The organism is Mucilaginibacter sp. SJ, assembly GCF_028993635.1.
Lineage (GTDB): Bacteria > Bacteroidota > Bacteroidia > Sphingobacteriales > Sphingobacteriaceae > Mucilaginibacter.
This window is the reverse complement of the sequence record NZ_CP118631.1, coordinates 3,553,140-3,571,624: the sequence shown is the minus strand read 5'-3', so window position 1 is coordinate 3,571,624 and position 18,485 is coordinate 3,553,140. Positions and strand designations below refer to the sequence as shown.

Annotated in this window: 13 protein-coding genes; 7 read left to right on the top strand and 6 right to left on the bottom strand. The window is 43.9% G+C overall.

What is annotated here, in order from left to right; translation table 11 throughout:
• Window positions 1-3: 3 nt before the first annotated feature.
• Together MusilaSJ_RS14260 and MusilaSJ_RS14255 are read right to left on the bottom strand one after the other, a co-directional pair.
• The gene (locus tag MusilaSJ_RS14260; RefSeq protein WP_274985632.1) at window positions 4-885 is read right to left on the bottom strand and encodes a DUF58 domain-containing protein; all 882 of its coding nucleotides are present in this window, start codon (window positions 883-885) and stop codon (window positions 4-6) included.
• A gap of 106 nt (window positions 886-991) precedes the next feature.
• Window positions 992-2,047 carry an AAA family ATPase gene (locus MusilaSJ_RS14255; RefSeq protein ID WP_274985631.1) on the bottom strand — a complete coding sequence of 352 codons (1,056 nt, stop codon included), beginning with the start codon at window positions 2,045-2,047 and terminating at the stop codon, window positions 992-994.
• Window positions 2,048-2,466: 419 nt separating this feature from the next.
• Between MusilaSJ_RS14255 and MusilaSJ_RS14250 the strand changes: the two genes are divergently transcribed.
• Window positions 2,467-3,498, top strand: a complete 1,032-nt coding sequence (locus MusilaSJ_RS14250; protein WP_274985630.1) for a hypothetical protein — start codon at window positions 2,467-2,469, stop codon at window positions 3,496-3,498.
• A 241-nt stretch (window positions 3,499-3,739) separates the two neighbouring features.
• Here the strand turns inward: MusilaSJ_RS14250 and MusilaSJ_RS14245 are convergent, their stop codons facing one another.
• Genes MusilaSJ_RS14245 through ileS form a run of 3 tightly spaced genes read right to left on the bottom strand, consistent with a single transcriptional unit; the run spans window position 3,740 to window position 8,112 of the window.
• Window positions 3,740-4,345: a lipoprotein signal peptidase gene (locus MusilaSJ_RS14245; RefSeq protein WP_274985629.1), complete on the bottom strand. Its 606-nt coding sequence runs from the start codon at window positions 4,343-4,345 to the stop codon at window positions 3,740-3,742.
• Window positions 4,346-4,729 carry a TraR/DksA family transcriptional regulator gene (locus MusilaSJ_RS14240; protein ID WP_090533802.1) on the bottom strand — a complete coding sequence of 128 codons (384 nt, stop codon included), beginning with the start codon at window positions 4,727-4,729 and terminating at the stop codon, window positions 4,346-4,348. It lies immediately after the preceding gene.
• Window positions 4,729-8,112 (bottom strand): isoleucine--tRNA ligase, encoded by a 3,384-nt coding sequence (gene ileS, locus MusilaSJ_RS14235; RefSeq protein ID WP_274985628.1) that lies wholly within the window; start codon window positions 8,110-8,112, stop codon window positions 4,729-4,731. Before ileS ends, MusilaSJ_RS14240 begins: the two co-directional genes overlap by 1 nt.
• 72 nt (window positions 8,113-8,184) lie before the next feature.
• Between ileS and MusilaSJ_RS14230 the strand changes: the two genes are divergently transcribed.
• Complete coding sequence (locus MusilaSJ_RS14230; RefSeq protein WP_091173572.1) at window positions 8,185-8,379, top strand: hypothetical protein; 195 nt, start codon at window positions 8,185-8,187, stop codon at window positions 8,377-8,379.
• Between the two features lie 538 nt (window positions 8,380-8,917).
• Here MusilaSJ_RS14230 and MusilaSJ_RS14225 read toward each other — a convergent pair.
• Window positions 8,918-10,219 (bottom strand): leucine-rich repeat-containing protein kinase family protein, encoded by a 1,302-nt coding sequence (locus tag MusilaSJ_RS14225; protein ID WP_274985627.1) that lies wholly within the window; start codon window positions 10,217-10,219, stop codon window positions 8,918-8,920.
• A gap of 221 nt (window positions 10,220-10,440) precedes the next feature.
• Here MusilaSJ_RS14225 and MusilaSJ_RS14220 point away from each other — a divergent pair, with 221 nt between their 5' ends.
• The 5 genes from MusilaSJ_RS14220 to MusilaSJ_RS14200 all read left to right on the top strand — a co-directional run bounded on the left by MusilaSJ_RS14220 (window position 10,441) and on the right by MusilaSJ_RS14200 (window position 18,416).
• Window positions 10,441-11,049 carry an RNA polymerase sigma factor gene (locus MusilaSJ_RS14220; protein WP_274985626.1) on the top strand — a complete coding sequence of 203 codons (609 nt, stop codon included), beginning with the start codon at window positions 10,441-10,443 and terminating at the stop codon, window positions 11,047-11,049.
• Between the two features lie 72 nt (window positions 11,050-11,121).
• Window positions 11,122-12,078, top strand: coding sequence for a FecR family protein (locus MusilaSJ_RS14215; protein WP_274985625.1), 957 nt, complete (start codon window positions 11,122-11,124; stop codon window positions 12,076-12,078).
• Between the two features lie 114 nt (window positions 12,079-12,192).
• Window positions 12,193-15,729: a SusC/RagA family TonB-linked outer membrane protein gene (locus MusilaSJ_RS14210; RefSeq protein WP_274985624.1), complete on the top strand. Its 3,537-nt coding sequence runs from the start codon at window positions 12,193-12,195 to the stop codon at window positions 15,727-15,729.
• 35 nt (window positions 15,730-15,764) lie between these two features.
• Window positions 15,765-17,558, top strand: a complete 1,794-nt coding sequence (locus tag MusilaSJ_RS14205) for a RagB/SusD family nutrient uptake outer membrane protein (RefSeq protein ID WP_274985623.1) — start codon at window positions 15,765-15,767, stop codon at window positions 17,556-17,558.
• 18 nt (window positions 17,559-17,576) lie between these two features.
• Window positions 17,577-18,416: an endonuclease/exonuclease/phosphatase family protein gene (locus MusilaSJ_RS14200; RefSeq protein ID WP_274985622.1), complete on the top strand. Its 840-nt coding sequence runs from the start codon at window positions 17,577-17,579 to the stop codon at window positions 18,414-18,416.
• The last annotated feature ends 69 nt before the right edge of the window (window positions 18,417-18,485 follow it).

The window sequence follows — 18,485 nt, the reverse complement described above, 5'->3', positions numbered from 1 at the left end:
ATTTTACCGCCGGCCTTCCCGCTTTTTAAATAATGTCATTAATGGTTTAACGTATGATTCATGTGTGCCAATGGTGGTATAATCAACCCCCGAACGGCGAAAGGCATCCTGCAGGGCGGCGTTGCGTTTCACTGCATCCCATTTAAAGGCGTCGCGGACGGCTTTATCACCTGTATTTACCCACATGATGTGGCCGCTTTCTTCGTCTTTAACCGGGATGAGGCCCAGGTTCGGGAACTCTTCTTCGTGTTTATCGTACAGTTTTAAAGCGATGATATCGTGTTTTTTATTGGCGATCTTGAGCTCACTTTCAAATTCGGGCGTAATAAAATCAGAGATCACAAACGCCGTACATTTCTTTTTGATAACGCTTGTGAAGTATTTCAGCGCCTCGGCCATATTGGTGCCCTTGTTTTCGGGCTGGAAAGCAATCAGCTCACGGATGATCATCAGGATATGGCTACGGCCCTTTTTAGGTGGAATAAACTTTTCGATCTTATCGCTGAAAAAGATCACGCCCACTTTATCGTTGTTCTGTATGGCCGAAAATGCCAGTACCGCGCAAAGTTCGGTAGCGAGATCTTGTTTTTGCTGATTTTGTGTACCGAAGTTTTCGGAACCGCTCACATCCATCAATAACATCACGGTAAGCTCGCGCTCCTCTTCAAATACTTTTACGTATGGCGCATTGAAGCGGGCCGTTACGTTCCAGTCTATAGTACGGATCTCGTCGCCGATCTGGTATTCGCGCACCTCGCTAAAGGCCATACCACGCCCCTTGAAAGCCGAGTGATACTCGCCCGAAAATAAGTGGTTACTTAAGCCACGGGTTTTGATCTCTATCTTCCTTACCTTTTTTAGCAGATCCTTGGTGTCTTTAGCCATAATGATGCCTCACCTAAATCCTCTCCAAAGGAGAGGACTTGAAAAGTCTATTTTAATTTAGTTTAACTTTTAACTCCCTCTCCTTTGGAGAGGGCCGGGGTGAGGCCTACGGTACCTCAACCACGTTCAGGATGCCTGTGATAATATCCTCACTGGTGATGTTTTCTGCTTCGGCCTCGTAGCTTAAGCCCACACGGTGCCTTAACACATCATGACAAACTGCACGTACATCCTCAGGGATCACATAGCCACGGCGTTTAATAAAGGCATATGCCTTTGCTGCCAGTGCCAAACTGATACTTGCCCTTGGCGACGCACCAAAGGTGATCAACGTTTTGTATTTAGCAAGCTTAAACTGATCAGGGAAACGGGTAGCGAAAACAATATCGATGATGTATTGCTCTATCTTTTCATCCATGTAAACCTCGCGCACAATCTGGCGGGCTTTAATGATCTCTTCCGGCTTGATGATAGCGTTTGGTTTTGCCATGCCGCTTGGTGAAATATTGGCACGCATGATCTTTTTCTCATCCTCCTTGTTGGGATATTTGATTACCACTTTCAGCATAAAACGGTCAACCTGTGCCTCGGGCAGGGGATAAGTGCCTTCCTGCTCAATAGGGTTTTGGGTTGCCAGTACCAGGAACGGATCGGGCAGTTTATAGGTGGTATCGCCGATAGTTACCTGGCGTTCCTGCATGGCCTCAAGCAGCGCGCTTTGCACTTTGGCAGGCGCACGGTTGATCTCATCGGCCAAAACAAAGTTGGAGAAGATTGGTCCTTTGCGCACAATGAACTCTTCTTTCTTTTGGTTGTAGATCATGGTACCCAATACGTCGGCAGGGAGTAGATCCGGTGTAAACTGGATCCGGCTAAAATCAGCCTGAATAGCTCTTGACAGTGTATTGATGGCTAAGGTTTTTGCCAATCCGGGTACTCCTTCCAATAAAATATGCCCGTTGGCCAGTAAACCGATCAGCAAACGCTCAACCATATAACGCTGACCAACGATCACTTTATCCATCTCCATAAGCAGCAGGTCGATAAACGCGCTTTCCCTTTGTATCATTTCATTCAGCGCCCTGATATCGGTTGAATACGATGTTGGAGCTGCCGGAGCTGCTGATGAAACATTTCCTGTGTAACTATTTTGTTCTTCCATTAATTTTTTTCGTTTCGGTAGGCAAACTTAAACACCCGCTCAATTTTTCGCCAACTAAAATCCATGCTTAAATGTTAAAAAGTGTTAAATCGTTATATATAGCGGCGGATATATCTGTTTAACACTCACAATGTTTGCTGATAATTGTTAAATCCGGCCCTGTTAAGTCCCAATATACACTATTTAGTTGCTTGTGGTAATATATAACGTGTTAAAGTGGGTTTTATTGATTGGCGTAGGGTTTACATTTATAAATGCTAACTCGCGCTGGTTTGCAAACGGGCGTGTATCCTGGGTGTGTTTGTAACGCTAATGGCAATGCGGCCGCAAACCATATTAGCACTCGTTTACAAACGGGGGCAAGGTTTAAATTTTTTTCGACTTTATTATCTACTTTTAATCAACATAATCCGGGCGATATGAAAAAGAGAAGATCGTTATTTATGCTGGTTATAACCGTCCTTTCGGCAATGGCTGCAAGGGCACAACATGTGTATAAAAACATTCCTCTGCCAAAAGCCATTAACAGTGTGAACGAAGAATTTTCGGGTATGACCATTTATGGCGGCCGTCTTTACCTCGAACCGCAATACGGCGATCATAAAGAAACAAAATTGGATGGTACATTTAACCTGTATAGTGTCCTTGCAGATAGTATTAACAGGGTTATTGGCGGACAGGACACAGCATTATCATTCTATAAAACCGTCAGCGTAAAAGGGCTGAATTTGCTGCCTGATTCTGTAAAGACAAACTATGAAGGCTTTGAAGCTATCAGCATCGCTAATCATACGGTATTCCTTTCTATCGAAACGGACGATAAATACGCTTACTGTTTTATACTGAAGGGGAAATTAGATACCGCTAAAGGAGAAGTGATAATTGACCCGGAGCATTTTATTTCGCTGCGAAGATATCCATCCATCAGCAATGCCGGGTTTGAAAGTGTTACTTATCTTCCTAAAGAAAACAAATTGCTGGCTTATTATGAGTTTAATACCATGCCTAAAGGCGGCTGCGGCTATTTGATAGATACTTCGTTTAGTAAGGCGCCTCAGCAAATTACAACACCATTCCTGTATTTCAGGATCACGGACATAGCAGCAGCCAATGATGGGAAGATTTATGGTGTCAACTATTTTTGGAATGGTGATTATGATGCCTATCTAAATAACGATTGGGTGAAAAAGCCTGAAGCGGTTATAGGTAAACTAATACCGGAGCTTGGTAGTAGGTTGAGCGCTGATCCTGACTATCTGCACAATAACCCCTACGCATCAATTGTGATGCTTGATACCCGTAAAAGTAAGCAGTGGAGATATGTGCGCTCATTTGATGGTGTAAAAAATAACTGGGAAGGCATAGCCCTGTTTAAGAAGGGGGCATTGATTGTTACCGATGCCAACAGGAGCAGCAAGCAGGTTTGCAGGTTGGTTTATGTGGATTTTTGACGAAACTAAAAAGAGGATGTCATGCTGAGGTTCTCGAGGCATGGTGGGCAGGCCTCTGCGCGCGACCCTTCGACAAGCCCAGGGTGACAGGCCGGCACGTAAAGAAGAAGGATGTTATGCTTAGGTTCTCGAAGCATAGTGGACGGGCCTCCGTAACCCTTCGACTAACCCTGGGCGACAGGCGATGAACCCAAAAAAGCCGCTCATTGCGGCTTTTAATATATTAGTTTTAATAATAATTTTATTCTTCAACCATTTCGCTGTTGGGGCTGGCAACTTCAGGTTTTTCGTGTTTAAAATAGCGTTTTTGGTACAGGAGGATCATAATTACGCCTACGCAGATAGAGGCATCGGCCAGGTTAAAAACCGGCCTGAAAAACTCGAACGACTCGCCTGCCCAAAACGGGAACCAAGATGGATAGGTGCCACGCAATAGCGGGAAGTAAAACATATCAACCACACGGCCATGAAATAGGGGCGCATATTTATACATTATACCATAAAACGTTGAGTCGATAATATTACCCGTGGCGCCGGCTAAAATCAGCGCTACGTTCATGATGAGCCCGCGGTGGTATTTGTGTTTAATTAAATAAATAAGGGTGTAAATTATACCGCAAACCGCAACTATGCGAAACAGCGTTAAGGCCAGTTTGCCCGCATCGCCGCCCCATTCCATACCAAATGCCATACCGTTGTTTTCGGTATAGTGCAGCATCCCCCTGCTTCCCAGGAAGCGAATTTCGTCCTGGAGCTGCATGTGGGCGCGAACCCAGGTCTTGATGATCTGGTCGGCAAGGATGATGAAGGCAGCAGTTAAAAAAGGTTTGGTATAAGCTGCCTTCATTTATTGCTTTAATTTAGCTTCCATAGAGAGGGTTGTGTGCGGAACAGCACGTAAACGCTCTTTCGGGATCAGCTTGCCTGTTTCGCGGCAAACACCGTAAGTTTTATTTTCGATACGTACAAGCGCGGCTTCAAGCTGCTCAATAAATTTTTTCTGACGTGCGGCCAACTGGTTTATCTGCTCTTTTTCAAGCGTGGCCGAACCATCTTCTAATGTTTTGTAAGTACCGGCAGTATCATCGGTGCCGTTGGCATTAGGCGAACTCAATGAGGTAGCCAATGAGTTTAATTCCTCGCGGGCTATGCGCATTTTATCCAGGATAATCCCTTTAAATTCCTGCAGGTCAGCTTCAGAATATCTGGTTTTTTCTTGTTCTTGTTTCATTATACTTTACTAATAGCAATCAATATTTCTTGTTCGTCAATTGTAACAGGTTCGCCCCCGGTAAGGTTATCCACAAACGTAATGCTGTTGGCCAAAATTTCGGCGCAAATGTAGGATAGATTGTTTTCCACGGCCTCTCTGATCGCCGGGGTGCTGCTTACCTGCACGTTTATCCTGTCAGTTACTTCAAATCCTTTGGTCTTACGTATATTCTGCACACGGTTGATAAACTCGCGCGAGATACCTTCCTGTTTTAATTCGTTGGTTATGGTAACATCTAAAGCCACGGTTAGTTTTCCCAAATTTGCTACCTGCCATCCGGGTACATCTTCGGCTATGATCTCTACGTCGGTAGCCAATACTTCGTATTTGCCATCAAGAACCAGGATGTTGCCGTTAGTTTCTAACGCGGCGATGTCATCCTGGGAGAAGTTTGTGATGGCTTCGGCTACAACTTTCATATCCTTACCTACTTTTTGGCCTAAGGCCTTAAAGTTTGGCTTTATTTTCTTTTTGATGAAACCTGCGGTATCGGTAATGTATTCGATATCCTTAATGTTGGTTTCAGACAAAATAAGGTCTTTAACCTGCTCAACGTGTAATTTAAAGCTTTTATCCAGTATTGGCAATAAAATTTTGCTCAATGGCTGGCGCACGTTGATATTCACCTTTTTACGAAGTGACAAGGTTAATGACGAAACATCCTGTGCAAGTTGCATCCGTTCTTCCAGTTCGGCATCAACCAGCGCGCTGTTGTACTCGGGGAAGTAAGCTAAATGCACCGATTCAAACTCTTCCTTGCCGGTAACAGCGTTCAGATCGCAATATAATCTATCGGCAAAGAACGGCGCAATGGGCGACATCAGCTTGCTGATAGCGATGAGACAGGTATACAATGTTTGGTAAGCGGAAAGCTTGTCTTCTGTGTTATCAGATTTCCAGAAACGGCGGCGGCTTAAACGGATAAACCAGTTGCTGAAATGCACATCTACAAACTCCTGGATAGCGCGGGCGGCTTTAGTTGGTTCAAAATCGGCATAATAACCGTCAACCTCTTTGCCCAGGGTGTTTAACAGCGATATAATCCAGCGGTCTATCTCCGGGCGTTTGCTGATCTCAATTTCGGCTTCGCTGTAAGTGAACTTATCAATGTTGGCGTACAGGGTGAAGAACGAATAGGTGTTATACAGTGTACCAAAAAACTTACGCCTAACTTCATCTATACCTTCCTCGTTAAATTTAAGGTTATCCCATGGCGATGCATTGCTGATCATGTACCAACGTGCAGCATCGGCACCATATTTTTCTATGGTCTCGAACGGGTCAACGGCATTGCCTAATCGTTTAGACATTTTGTTGCCGTTTTTATCAAGTACCAGGCCGTTTGATACCACGTTTTTAAAGGCGATACCTTTATTGCCTACCTGCTCGTTGATGGCCTTAACTTCGTCACTTGCTTCGCTTAGCATTACAGCAATTGCATGCAAGGTGAAGAACCAGCCGCGGGTTTGGTCAACACCTTCGGCGATGAAATCAGCCGGGTAGGCGCTCTTAAATTCTTCCTGGCCTTCAAACGGGAAGTGCCATTGTGCATAAGGCATAGCGCCCGAATCAAACCAAACGTCAATCAGATCTGGCTCGCGCAGCATTTTATTGCCGGTTGATGACACTAAAACAACATCATCAACATAAGGACGGTGCATGTCTTCCAGCACAAAACCTTCGGGCATAAAACCGGCTTTGATCGATTTCGCGATCTCGGCATTAAGCTCCGCAATTGAACCGATGCAGATTTCTTCGACACCGTTTTCCTCCCGCCAGATAGGCAAGGGGGTGCCCCAGTAACGTGAACGCGAAAGGTTCCAGTCAACCAAATTTTCCAGCCAGTTACCAAAACGGCCTGTACCGGTTGATTCCGGTTTCCAGTTGATGGTTTTGTTAAGCTCCACCATTTTATCCTTAACCGCGGTGGTACGGATAAACCAGCTATCGAGCGGATAATATAATATCGGCTCATCGCTGCGCCATGAGTGCGGGTAGCTGTGCTCGTATTTTTTTACATCGAACGCGCGGTTCTCGGTTTTTAATTTGATAGAGATGAGTACGTCGGTTGGTTTAAAACCTTCTTCGGTACGCTCGGCATCGGTGTAATATTCTTCCTTAACGTAACGGCCGGCATAATCGGTAACTTCATCAACAAAACGGCCTTGCTTGTTCACCAACGGAACATCTTTGCCGGTTTCGTCTTTCACCATTACCGATGGTACGTTGTTTTCTTTACAGGCCCTGAAGTCATCCGCGCCAAAAACAGACGCGGTGTGTACTATACCTGTACCGTCTTCGGTAGTAACAAAATCGGCAGGGATAACGCGAAATGCATTTTTCTCCAGATCCTCGTTGGTTACGTAAGGCAGTAGCTGCTCGTAGTGGATGCCCACCAACTGACTGCCTTTTACTTCTGCCTCAATTTTCCAGGGGATGATCTTGTCGCCGCCTTTGTAATCGGCAAACGAAGCGTTCTGTCCTTCGGCTTTGAAATATTTTTTAACCAGGTCTTTAGCCAAAACCACACAAACCGGCAGGTAAGTGTACGGATTGAAGGTGTTGATCTTAACGTAGGTAATGTCTTCGCCAACGGCAAGGGCGCAGTTTGAAGGTAGTGTCCAAGGAGTAGTAGTCCAGGCGAGGATAAATACTTCGGTATCTATGCCATCGAATAAAAATGCTGAATCAGAATCTTTTTTTACCTTGAACTGGGCTACTATGGTAGTATCCTTCACCATTTTGTATGTGCCCGGCTGGTTAAGCTCATGTGAGCTCAAACCGGTACCCGATTTTGGTGAATATGGCTGTACGGTATAACCCTTGTACAGCATATCTTTATTATGCAGCTGCTTCAGGATCCACCAAAGGCTTTCAATGTATTCATTTTTGTAGGTGATATACGGATCGTTCAGGTCGACCCAGTAACCCATTTTCTCGGTCAGGTCGTTCCAAACGTCGGTATAGCGCATTACCTCCTTGCGGCAGGCGTCGTTATAATCTTTTACGCTTATTTTTTTGCCAATATCATCTTTAGTAATGCCCAGAGCTTTTTCAACGGCAAGCTCAATAGGCAAACCGTGGGTGTCCCAGCCGCCTTTACGTTTTACCTGGTAACCTTTAAGGGTTTTGTAGCGGCAAAAAATATCTTTAATTGAGCGCGCCATTACGTGGTGAATACCGGGCATACCGTTAGCGCTCGGCGGCCCTTCATAAAAAGTATAAGGGTTACCTGCCGGACGGCTGGTAATGCTTTTTTCGAAAATATTTTTCTGTTTCCAGAAGTCCAGTATCTCTTTGCCGGTTTGCGATAAGTTTAACTGCTTATATTCCTTGTACATCTATAATTTCACCTCGTTTTTAAGAGGTTGCAAAAATACAGAATTTAAAAATGATTTTTTTAATTTACGCCGATGAAAAATAAAGCAAAACGCTCTGTTTATCTTTTATTAATCGGGATAATCCTGTTTTCGGCAGGGATGGCCATTCCCAGCGGCCCCAATGAAAAATGGGATGATTATGCGCGCGGTGCCGGAGCTGGTTTATTTATTGCCGGCTTTATCGGCTTGGTGACCTGGCTTATTGATGTGGTGAAGGAAAATAAGTAAGTCGCAAGTTCTTAGTCTCAAGTCCTGAATTGTAAGTCGTAAGTCTCAAGGTCGAATTGGATATACTGTTAATTGTTCAACTCGACGTTGCGGTTATGCTACTGTCTTGTAAGTTTCTGATAGTTAATGGTTAATTCAGGGTGAACAAGACCTATGACTAAAAACTTCGTGCTTAAGACTTTTTATGCTTGTTTGAACACTAAAACCTTAGTTGATGCGTTATGGATAAGGCTAAAAATAAAAGCCTCCTTGCACTCGCTGCTTGGAGGCTTTAAACCTAAACCTTATCACAAATCAAGGTGGTAACCTTGTATTGAAATAGCTACAAATCTACTATAAGAATTATTAAAATCAAAAAAAAACCGACGAATAGATTAAATGAATCGACGGATTATTAAAAACTATCGTTTTTTGTTTAAATTTTTCTAAAAAATTAAAAATATTGCGGGCGTATAACTTGTTTTTCCAAAATAAAACAGGTCATCAGGGAAATGAAATTCGCCGTGGGGTTTCGGATGAGTATTGCAGCTTTGCCTGGTTATTTTAATCCGGAAAATTTGGCGTTTAAATATTGAAATGTAGGTCTGTTCGTTAGTTGTTCGCTCAGGCAGCTTTCTTTCAGAACCAATAATTTTTTGAGATCAGGATGTTCTGTATCATTACATAGCCTTATCAAATCGTCCAATAAATAACCAAAAGCCCTTACTTCAAGCCGTTCAAGTTTGCCGGCTATTGTTGTATCGGCTGTATCATAAAAACAGGCGGCCCCAAAATCGCTGAACAGTGTGTTTGCTTCATCATCAATCAAAATATTGTGCGCATACAGGTCGCTGTGCATAATCCCCTTGCAGTGCAGATGCTCTGCTACGGATGCAATGCTGCCTGCAATTTTTAATACCTGCCCGGGAGTCAGGCTCAGGTCAGGTTTGAAAACATCGCGCGTGCAGCTATCCAGGCTGGGTGGCAGGCCCAGGTTGTCAAAATTTTCAGGTATTAGTTTCATTACCAGTCCCTTTTTGTCTTCGGGATGATTGGCTACCCGGCCTATCAATTGTACAAGCCCGTTATGATTGCCCGCAGTGATGCAGGCGTTCATTTCATCTTCAGGCAAGCCATCGCTGGTTACTGCCCCTTTGAAAATTTTAACGGCAACGTCGCTGGTTTCACTGGCTTTTCGCCATACAGCTTTGGAGATGATGCCTGATGCACCTTCGCCAAGCAGGTGCCTGATCTCCAACTCCTGGCTATCAATTGGTGTAAGCGATTGCACTGTTGGTTTATAGCTAAAAGGGTTGCCCGAAAAAGCCAGCCATGATAGTTTAGGCATGGATAGGAGCCATTCAGGGAATTCATTTAATTGATTGGCCGAGATCCGGAGGAGTTCCAGGTTGCGGCAATTAGCAAGTGACGCCGGCAACTCCGTTAACCGGTTACCCGCAAGCATTAGTTTCTGCATCCTGCTGCAGTTGCCTATTTGAGCGGGTAATTCAGTAATTATGTTGTTGGTAAGGATGAGCCAGCGAAGATTTGAATTAAGCGATGCCGGTGGTACCTTCGCTATCCGGTTTGATTTAAATCCTGCAATATCCAAAAAGGGGCAATCGGCGAGTACTTCAGGCAAAACCGTAAAGCAGTTTTCTGAACAGAAAAAGGTTTTCAGCTTTTGGAGGCGGCCAAAATCTGCAGGTAACGAGCTAAGGTTATTGAACGAAAGGTCGAGATATTCCAGTGTATCTGCAAGATCAAAAATTTCAACCGGAAAATAGGAAAGCTGTTCGGATAGCTTAAGTGATATGGCGCCTTTTAATTCTCCATTTTGTAACTGTTTTAATGTTTGCATGGGTTGGTGCAAAGGAACAAAAAAGGCTTAACATTTATGTTAAGTTTAGTGGGCGGAGGTTATTTACGCTAAGTATCCAGGGAAATCATAGCATTTATTTAATTCGATTAATATGTAAAAAATTTAATCATTTTCCCCTAAAAAAGCTTAGCAGCCAATTGCGCTTATCCAATTATGTTTTATTTAACTTTTACTTTACGTAGGTTGTTTAATTTTGGCGGATGCAACAATTTGACACTCCTCCTGCTGATCATGAACTGTTGGAAATGCTTAAAGATGATAATATCAGTGCTTTTGATGTTTTGTTCAATCGCTATTGGAAATCGCTTTTTATAGCTGCGCAGGTAAGGTTGGGTGATGATGAGGCGGCCAAAGACATTGTGCAAAATTTGTTGATTGATGTTTGGCAAAAAAGAGCCGAACTGCAGATAAACACCTCGCTTGATCAGTTTTTATTTGGCGCTGTTAAACGGAAAGTGTTAAATCATTTCCGTTCGGAAGGCATCAGGCAAAACGCTATGGAAAATGCGCTTTCCCGCATGAATGATATTATCTATAAAGAAGAAAACCTGTCTTCATACTTTGATCTTGAAAAAATTGTTAGTGAGGAAGTGGAAGATATGCCGGCCAATATGAGGCGTGCTTTCCTGTTGCGGAGCGATAGCTACTCGGTAAAGGAAATAGCCGAAAACCTCAACCTTGCCGAGCAAACCGTATCGAATAACATTACCGAAGCGCTAAAACGTTTAAAGCGCCGCCTCAAAATTGAATACCCTGATCGTTATATGAACTGCTTTATTTGCCTCGTGATCCTGTTTACACAAAGTTAACAGAAAGTTGATGTAAAATAGAAGTAGTAAAAGCGGTTTTGTGCAACATCTCAATAAAAAGCACAAAACTGGATGGACTCGTCGGAGCTTAAAAAATTAATAGACCGCTACCTTAAAAATAAAGCTACCGGGCAGGAGCAGAAACTGGTTGATGAATGGTATCAATCGTATGATGATATTGATGAATCGTTACCTGCCGCAAAAGAACAGCAGTTAAAAAACGAGATCTATAACTATGCAAGCGCACGTATAAACACCCCGTCTACTAAAATACGGAGGTTAAATATCTTCAGATACGCAGCGGCCGCGGCAATCATTGTACTGGCTACTGCCGCACTGTTTTTGCATCGGGAAATCGCGCAGCAGCAGGAACAGCAAAAAACAACGTATACTATTTTTAAAACAGGTGTTGGCCAGGTAAAAAAACTTGATTTGCCCGATGGCTCAACAGTTTGGCTTAATGCCATGTCGAGCCTCCGGATCATGGATGGTTTTGAAAAAAAAGCAACCCGCAGCGTTTATTTGGATGAAGGAGAGGCTTATTTTGAAGTAACGCACGACACCGCCCATCCATTCCTGGTGATCACCAATAGCATAACTACTAAAGTGCTGGGTACATCATTCAATGTAAAAGCCTACAAACAATTGAACTATGTTGCGGTAACCCTGCGTACCGGCCATGTTGAGGTAAGCGATAAACAGGGTAAAACGGCTGTTTTGATGCCTAATCAAAGGGCTGTCTATTCAACACCGGAGCAGATCTATCACGTGAGCGTCTATAACGGCGAAAAAAGTAAAGGCTGGGTTGAAGGGCGATCGGCACTCAGCAATGCTTCCTTCCAGGAACTGGCCTTAACCGTTAACAATATTTACGGTGTAAAACTCACCAGTAAAAACAAGCAAACAGATACCTATAAATACAATGTCATCATCAGCCAGTCGCGCACGGTTGATGAAACCATGAGGCTAATATGTTCCATCCATAAAAACAGTTGCAGGAGGCAAAACAATGATGTAACCATGTATTAATAAAAAAAGCCGGTCTGTAGCAGATCCGGCCATAGTTCGCAAAGCTAATAGATTGAGCCCTATTTGCTTATGCCCTTAGTTTCTCCGTTAAAAATCCACTAAGAACTCAAAAGTATGAAAAAAAACTTACGTTGCTTAAGTAAAGCTATGCGTATCACTTTTCTGATTTACACCATCATTATCGCGGGCGCAGGTGTATTGATAGCCGCCCCCAGCACAGGACAGGTTTTTGAGAAACGCGTTAGCGTTTCCCTTTCAAAAGAAACCCTGTTAAGTTCTGTTAAAAAAATTGAAGCTGCCGGTAATATCGAATTTGCGTACGACCCCAAATTGCTTGGTTTGGCCGATATGCAGGTGAAAAATCAAACGTTTAATAACGAGCGTTTGGCTGATGTATTAAAAAGACTTTTGGCTAACACCGATATTGGTTATAAAGAAGAGATATCTGGTACTGTAACCTTGTACAAAAAAGATTTGCCAAAGGCTGCTCCCGGTAAAATAACCGGAAAAATCATCGACGAAAAAGGTGTACCGCTAACAGGGGCCACCATAATGTTGCTTGAAGCCAGTAAAGGGGTGCAGGCAGATATTAACGGCGAGTTCACCATAAGTGCCGACGAAGGAAATTACACCCTGATGGTAAGCTTTATTTCGTTCGAGTCGAAACGCGTGCCGGGAGTTAAAATAAAATCGGGTGAAGTCACGCAGCTTAACCCTATAACGCTTGTAGCACAATCAGGCACGCTGAACGAGGTACTGGTTGTTGGTTACGGTACGCAGAAAAAGCAAAACCTGACCGGCGCTGTTGAGCAGGTTACTTCAAAAGTGTTTGAAAACAGATCGTTGCCTAACTTAACCCAGGGCTTACAGGGTGTTATTCCCAATTTAAACCTGGTGCCGCTTGATGGTAAACCTATCCAGTCGCCAACTTATAATGTAAGGGGTACTACCTCAATCGGTCAGGGTGGAAATGCATTGGTTTTGGTTGATGGTGTTGAAGGCGATCCGAGCAGGATCAATCCTAATGACGTGGCTTCAGTATCGGTACTAAAAGATGCGGCTTCTGCCTCTATATATGGTGCAAGGGGTGCCTTTGGTGTTATCCTCATCACCACCAAAAATCCATCGAAAGAAAAAACCAGCGTTACTTATTCATTTAATCACTCGGTTAAAAGCCCAACTGCTGTGCCTAAGTTTGTTACTGATGGCTACACATTCGCTAAAATGTTTAACGATGCCTGGAGCGCCTGGAACGATTATTCACAAACGCCGCAGAATATCAACAAAACGGTTAAGTTTTCTCCGGCTTATTTGGAAGAGCTTAGGAAGCATTCCCTTGATCCATCTTTGCCTTCAACAATAGTTAACAGTGCCGGCGAATATGAATACTATGGCAATACCGATTGGTACAAGCTGCTGTACAAAGATCATAACGAAGCACGTGAGCATAACCTCGCTATTTCAGGCAACAGTGGTAAAGCCGACTTCCTGATCACCGGGCGTTACTATTCACAGGATGGTTTGTTCCGCTATAATTCTGACGATTATAAGATGTACAACCTGAGGGCTAAAGGTTCATTACAGGTTTACCCGTGGTTAAGCCTTTATAACAATGCCGATTACTCAAATATGAAATACCACAACCCGCTCAATGTGGGCGAAGGGGGAAGTATCTGGAGAAACCTGCAGGACGAAGGACATACTATGGTACCTTTATTTAACCCTGATGGTACGCTTACTTATTCTGCCGCATATTCTGTAGGTGATTATTATTACGGCAAAAACGGGATCAACTTTGATAACAGGGTATTCAGAAATACCACCGGTTTTGTAGCCCAGTTTTTTGATAACACATTCCGTGTTAAAGGCGATTTTACCTTTCAAAATACCGATAATAGCCAAAACCGCAAACGTGTGCCTGTTCCTTACAGCCGCAAACCGGGGGTAATTGAATATGTGGGTACCGCTTATAACGATCTTGAAGTTTACAGCCAGAGCACGCAATATATAGCTACAAACACTTACGGCGAGTTTGAACCCAAGCTGAATGGCGGCCATTACTTCAAAGCATTAGCTGGTTTCAACTTTGAGCAGTCGACAAAAAAGACGCTTGATGTTACACGCAACGGTTTAATTTTTGAAGATGCTACCGATATTAACCTGGCATTGGGACAGGCAATCAGCACTTCGGGCGGCTGGGACCAGTGGGATATAGTAGGCGGATTTTACCGTTTAAATTACTCCTTTAAAGACAGGTACCTGGTTGAGGCAGATGGTCGTTATGATGGTTCATCAAAATTTCCTGCCGATCAGCGCTATGCTTTCTTCCCTTCAGTTTCTGCCGGTTGGAAAATCTCAAACGAGCCATTCTGGAAAGTATCGAAAGAGCTGATCACCAATTTAAAGGTAAGGGCTTCATACGGTTCATTGGGTAACGGGAGCATTGGTTCATACGCGTTCCAGGAAAAATTCGGTATTTCTAAATCAGGAAGGATCCTGAATGGGGTATTGCCTCAAAAAACAAGTCAGCCGGGTGTATTGCCGGATGGTTTAACCTGGGAAACCTCAAACACGCAAAACCTTGGTTTGGATTTGGGCATGTTATCAAACCGCTTAACCATTTCGGGAGATGCCTATATCCGAAGAACAACAAACATGTTTACTGTGGGTATGACACTCCCTGCTGTTTTTGGTACCGATGTACCTAAAGGTAACTACGCCGACCTAAAAACAAAAGGCTGGGAGGTAACCGTAGCATGGCGCGATAAATTTAATGCCGGAGCCAAACCGTTTAACTATGGTTTAAGGTTAACACTGGCCGATTATACTTCTAAAATTACCAAATATAATAACCCAGATAAACGTTTAAGCGACTATTATGCAGGTCAAACCGTAGGCGAGATCTGGGGCTTTGAAACAGCAGGTTATTTTACCTCTGCACAGGATATTGCCAACTCGCCTAAGCAAACGCTTATCAAAGCCTCTACCACCGGTCAGCTTTTGCCGGGTGATATCAAATTTAAAGATCTTAACGGCGACGGTGTAATTGATTACGGCGACCAAACCGTAAACAAACCGGGCGATAAGCGCATCATTGGTAATACCACTCCAAGATATACTTACGGTATTGGTGTTGATGCCGACTGGAACAATTTCTTCTTCTCTGCATTTTTCCAGGGTGTTGCTAAACGCGATTGGTACCCGGGCTCAGAAGCAAGCGTTTTCTGGGGACAGTATAACAGGCCTTACAATAAGGTGCCTCAATCCCAACTGGGTAAAATATGGTCGGAGGATAATCCTAATGCTTATTTCCCAAGATATCGTGGCTACTCGGCACAAAACGGATCGGGTGAGTTAACTCAGGCGCAAACCAAATACCTGCAAAATGCTGCTTACCTGCGTATGAAGAACGTGCAGATAGGTTACAACCTGCCGTTGCATTTGATCCAGAAGATCAAGCTGAACAATCTTCGCGTATTCCTTTCTGGCGAGAACCTGTTAACCTGGTCGCCGCTTTACAAGATCACCAAAGATATCGATCCTGAAAGCATCAACGGTTCAGATAGGGTACTTACCGATGGTAATAGTGGTAACGGCAACAACTACCCGATACTGAAGAGCGTGACCTTAGGCTTAACCGCAACCTTTTAATTAATAGCAGTACGAAAATTTTAAAAACATTCCATATGTTTCCCATAAAAGCAACACACATTAAGTTAGCCATAGCAATGCTTTTTGCAAGCTTGATTATAGTTAGCTGTAAAAAATTAGACCAGGTACCAAAAGACACTGCCACCAACAGCGCTGTTTTTGGAAGCATAAACGGCTTGCAGCTTTATGTCAATTCGTTTTATGATATCCTGCCAACCGCGGGCGATGCTGTGCGCAGTGATGCGATGGCTGATTACGCGGCAAAAACATCGGTTCCGGATTTTTTAAGGCCGGGTGCCTATGGTCCGAGGCAAAGCAGCGGCTGGACATGGACAGGCCTGCGTAATATTAATTACTTTATTGAAAATTGTAATAACCCCAAGATATCGCTTGAGCAACGTCAGCATTTTATCGGCCTTGCGCGCTTTTTCAGGGCCTGGTTTTATTTTGATAAGCTGAAGCGTTTTGGCGATGTGCCATGGTACGGCAAAACTATGAAGGTTGATGATCCTGCCTTATATAACGGTAGGGATAAAAGGACCCTTGTAGTTGACTCGATACTTGCCGACCTTGACTATGCCGGCTTGCACATTAACACCACCGATAATACACGCAGTCTTATCACTAAATATACTGCATATGCGTTCAAATCGAGGGTTTGTTTATTTGAAGGCACATTCAGGAAATATCATGATGAGTACGGTTTGCAATCATCGGTTAATAGCTTACTTACCCAGGCTGTTGATGCAGCGCAAAAGGTGATCAGCGAAGGTGGTTTTAGTCTTAATACAGCAGGCGGAACTGATAAAGCATACAGGCAGCTGTTTACAAGCCAGGCGCCGGTGGCATCTGAAGTGATCCTTGCCGCAATTTCTGATCCTGCATTGGGTGTTTTCAACGACTCCAACTGGTACTGGACCAGTGCTACCTATGGTGATAGATTAAGCTTTATCCGCACGTTTGTAAACACTTATTTAAATATCGATGGTACGCCGTTTACCGATAAGCCGGGTTATAAAACAATGCCTTTTGCACAGGAGGTAAAAGGCCGCGATATGCGTTTGCAGCAAACCATCCGTATGGGCAATTATACCCGCTTAAACGGCGCTACTCAGCAAGCTGCTCCTCCGGTATTTTCATATACCTACACGGGTTATCAGCCAATCAAATTAACGCAGGATGATGCCTCGATGGATGGTGGGTCACGTAATACCAACTCAATACCCATTATGCGCTATGCTGAGGTATTGCTAAACTTCGCCGAAGCAAAGGCCGAGCTTGGTACGTTTACCGACGCCGACTGGAACCTGACCATCGGTGCTTTACGCCGCAGAGCAGGTATAACCGGTAATACTGCTATCAAGCCTGTTGTTGCTGATAAATACCTGCAAACAAATTATTTCCCGGCGATATCAGATCCTGCTTTGCTGGAGATCAGGCGTGAGCGCGGTATTGAGCTTGCCTTTGAGGGCTTCAGGTTCAATGACATTGTAAGATGGAAACGTGGTGAGCTGATGGACCAAACATGGAATGGCTTTTATGTACCGGCCCTGGATGTACCTCTTGATTTGAATGAAGATGGTAAACCCGATGTATGTTTTTACACTACGCTTCCGGCAACTCAGGTTGCAGGTGTAACTTATGTAAGCGTGGCTCAAACCCTAACCGGCGGTACACTAAACCCGCAAAGGCTTAACAGCGATAATGAGCTTACCTGGTTAACAACCGTTCAGCGTAAGTGGGATAGTAAATTTTACCTGTATCCAATCCCTGAAACCGACAGGCTTCAGAACCCTAAATTAGGTCAAAATCCAGGTTGGGAACAATAATCATAACATATAACAGTCATGAAAATAAAACAGTATTTATTTGCCGCGTTATTTGTGTTGGTAGGCATGCAAAGCCATGCACAGCATGTAATTGCCGGAACTTTTAATTTACGTTTCGACAACCCGCGGGATACCGGTAATTTATGGGTGAACCGCGCACCGGTTGCTGCGGCGCTGGTCCGCTTTCACCAGTTTGATATTTTTGGTACGCAGGAAGGCTTGAAAAATCAGCTTGATGATTTGAATAATGCATTGCCCGAATATGAGCGTTATGGTTTAGGACGCGACGATGGCAAAGATGCCGGTGAACATTCGGCCATCTTCTTTAAAAAGAGCCGTTTTGTGCTTTTGAAAAAAGGTGATTTCTGGCTGTCAGAAACGCCGGATAAACCGGGCTTAGGCTGGGATGCAACCTGTTGCAACCGCATATGCTCATGGGTATACCTGCAGGATAAAGAAAGCAAAAAGAAATTCTATTTTTTTAATGCGCACTTTGATCACCAGGGAAAAATTGCCCGCGAAGAAAGCGGCAAATTGATCCTTAAGAAGATCAAAGAAATTGCAGGCAACGAAAAAGCAATTTTTACTGGCGACCTGAACGGCGATCATAACAGCACATGGTATCAGCGTTTGGCCACTTCAAACTATTTGGTTGATACCTACAGCCAGGCGGCCCAGCCGTATGAGTTTAACGCCTCTTTTAATTCGTTTGGAAGAGCTTTAAAATCGAATGGAATCATAGACCATATTTTTACCACCGGTAAAGTAGATGTTAAAAGGTGGGGGATTTTAAGCGATAGCTATCATGGCAAATTCCCGTCAGATCATTTTCCGGTATTAGCGGAGATGAATTTGTAGAGTAAGCTTTTGAGTTTTATTAGGGGCTGCCGGAGGCAGCCCCTTTTTTATTGGGAGGTTGTAACGGCA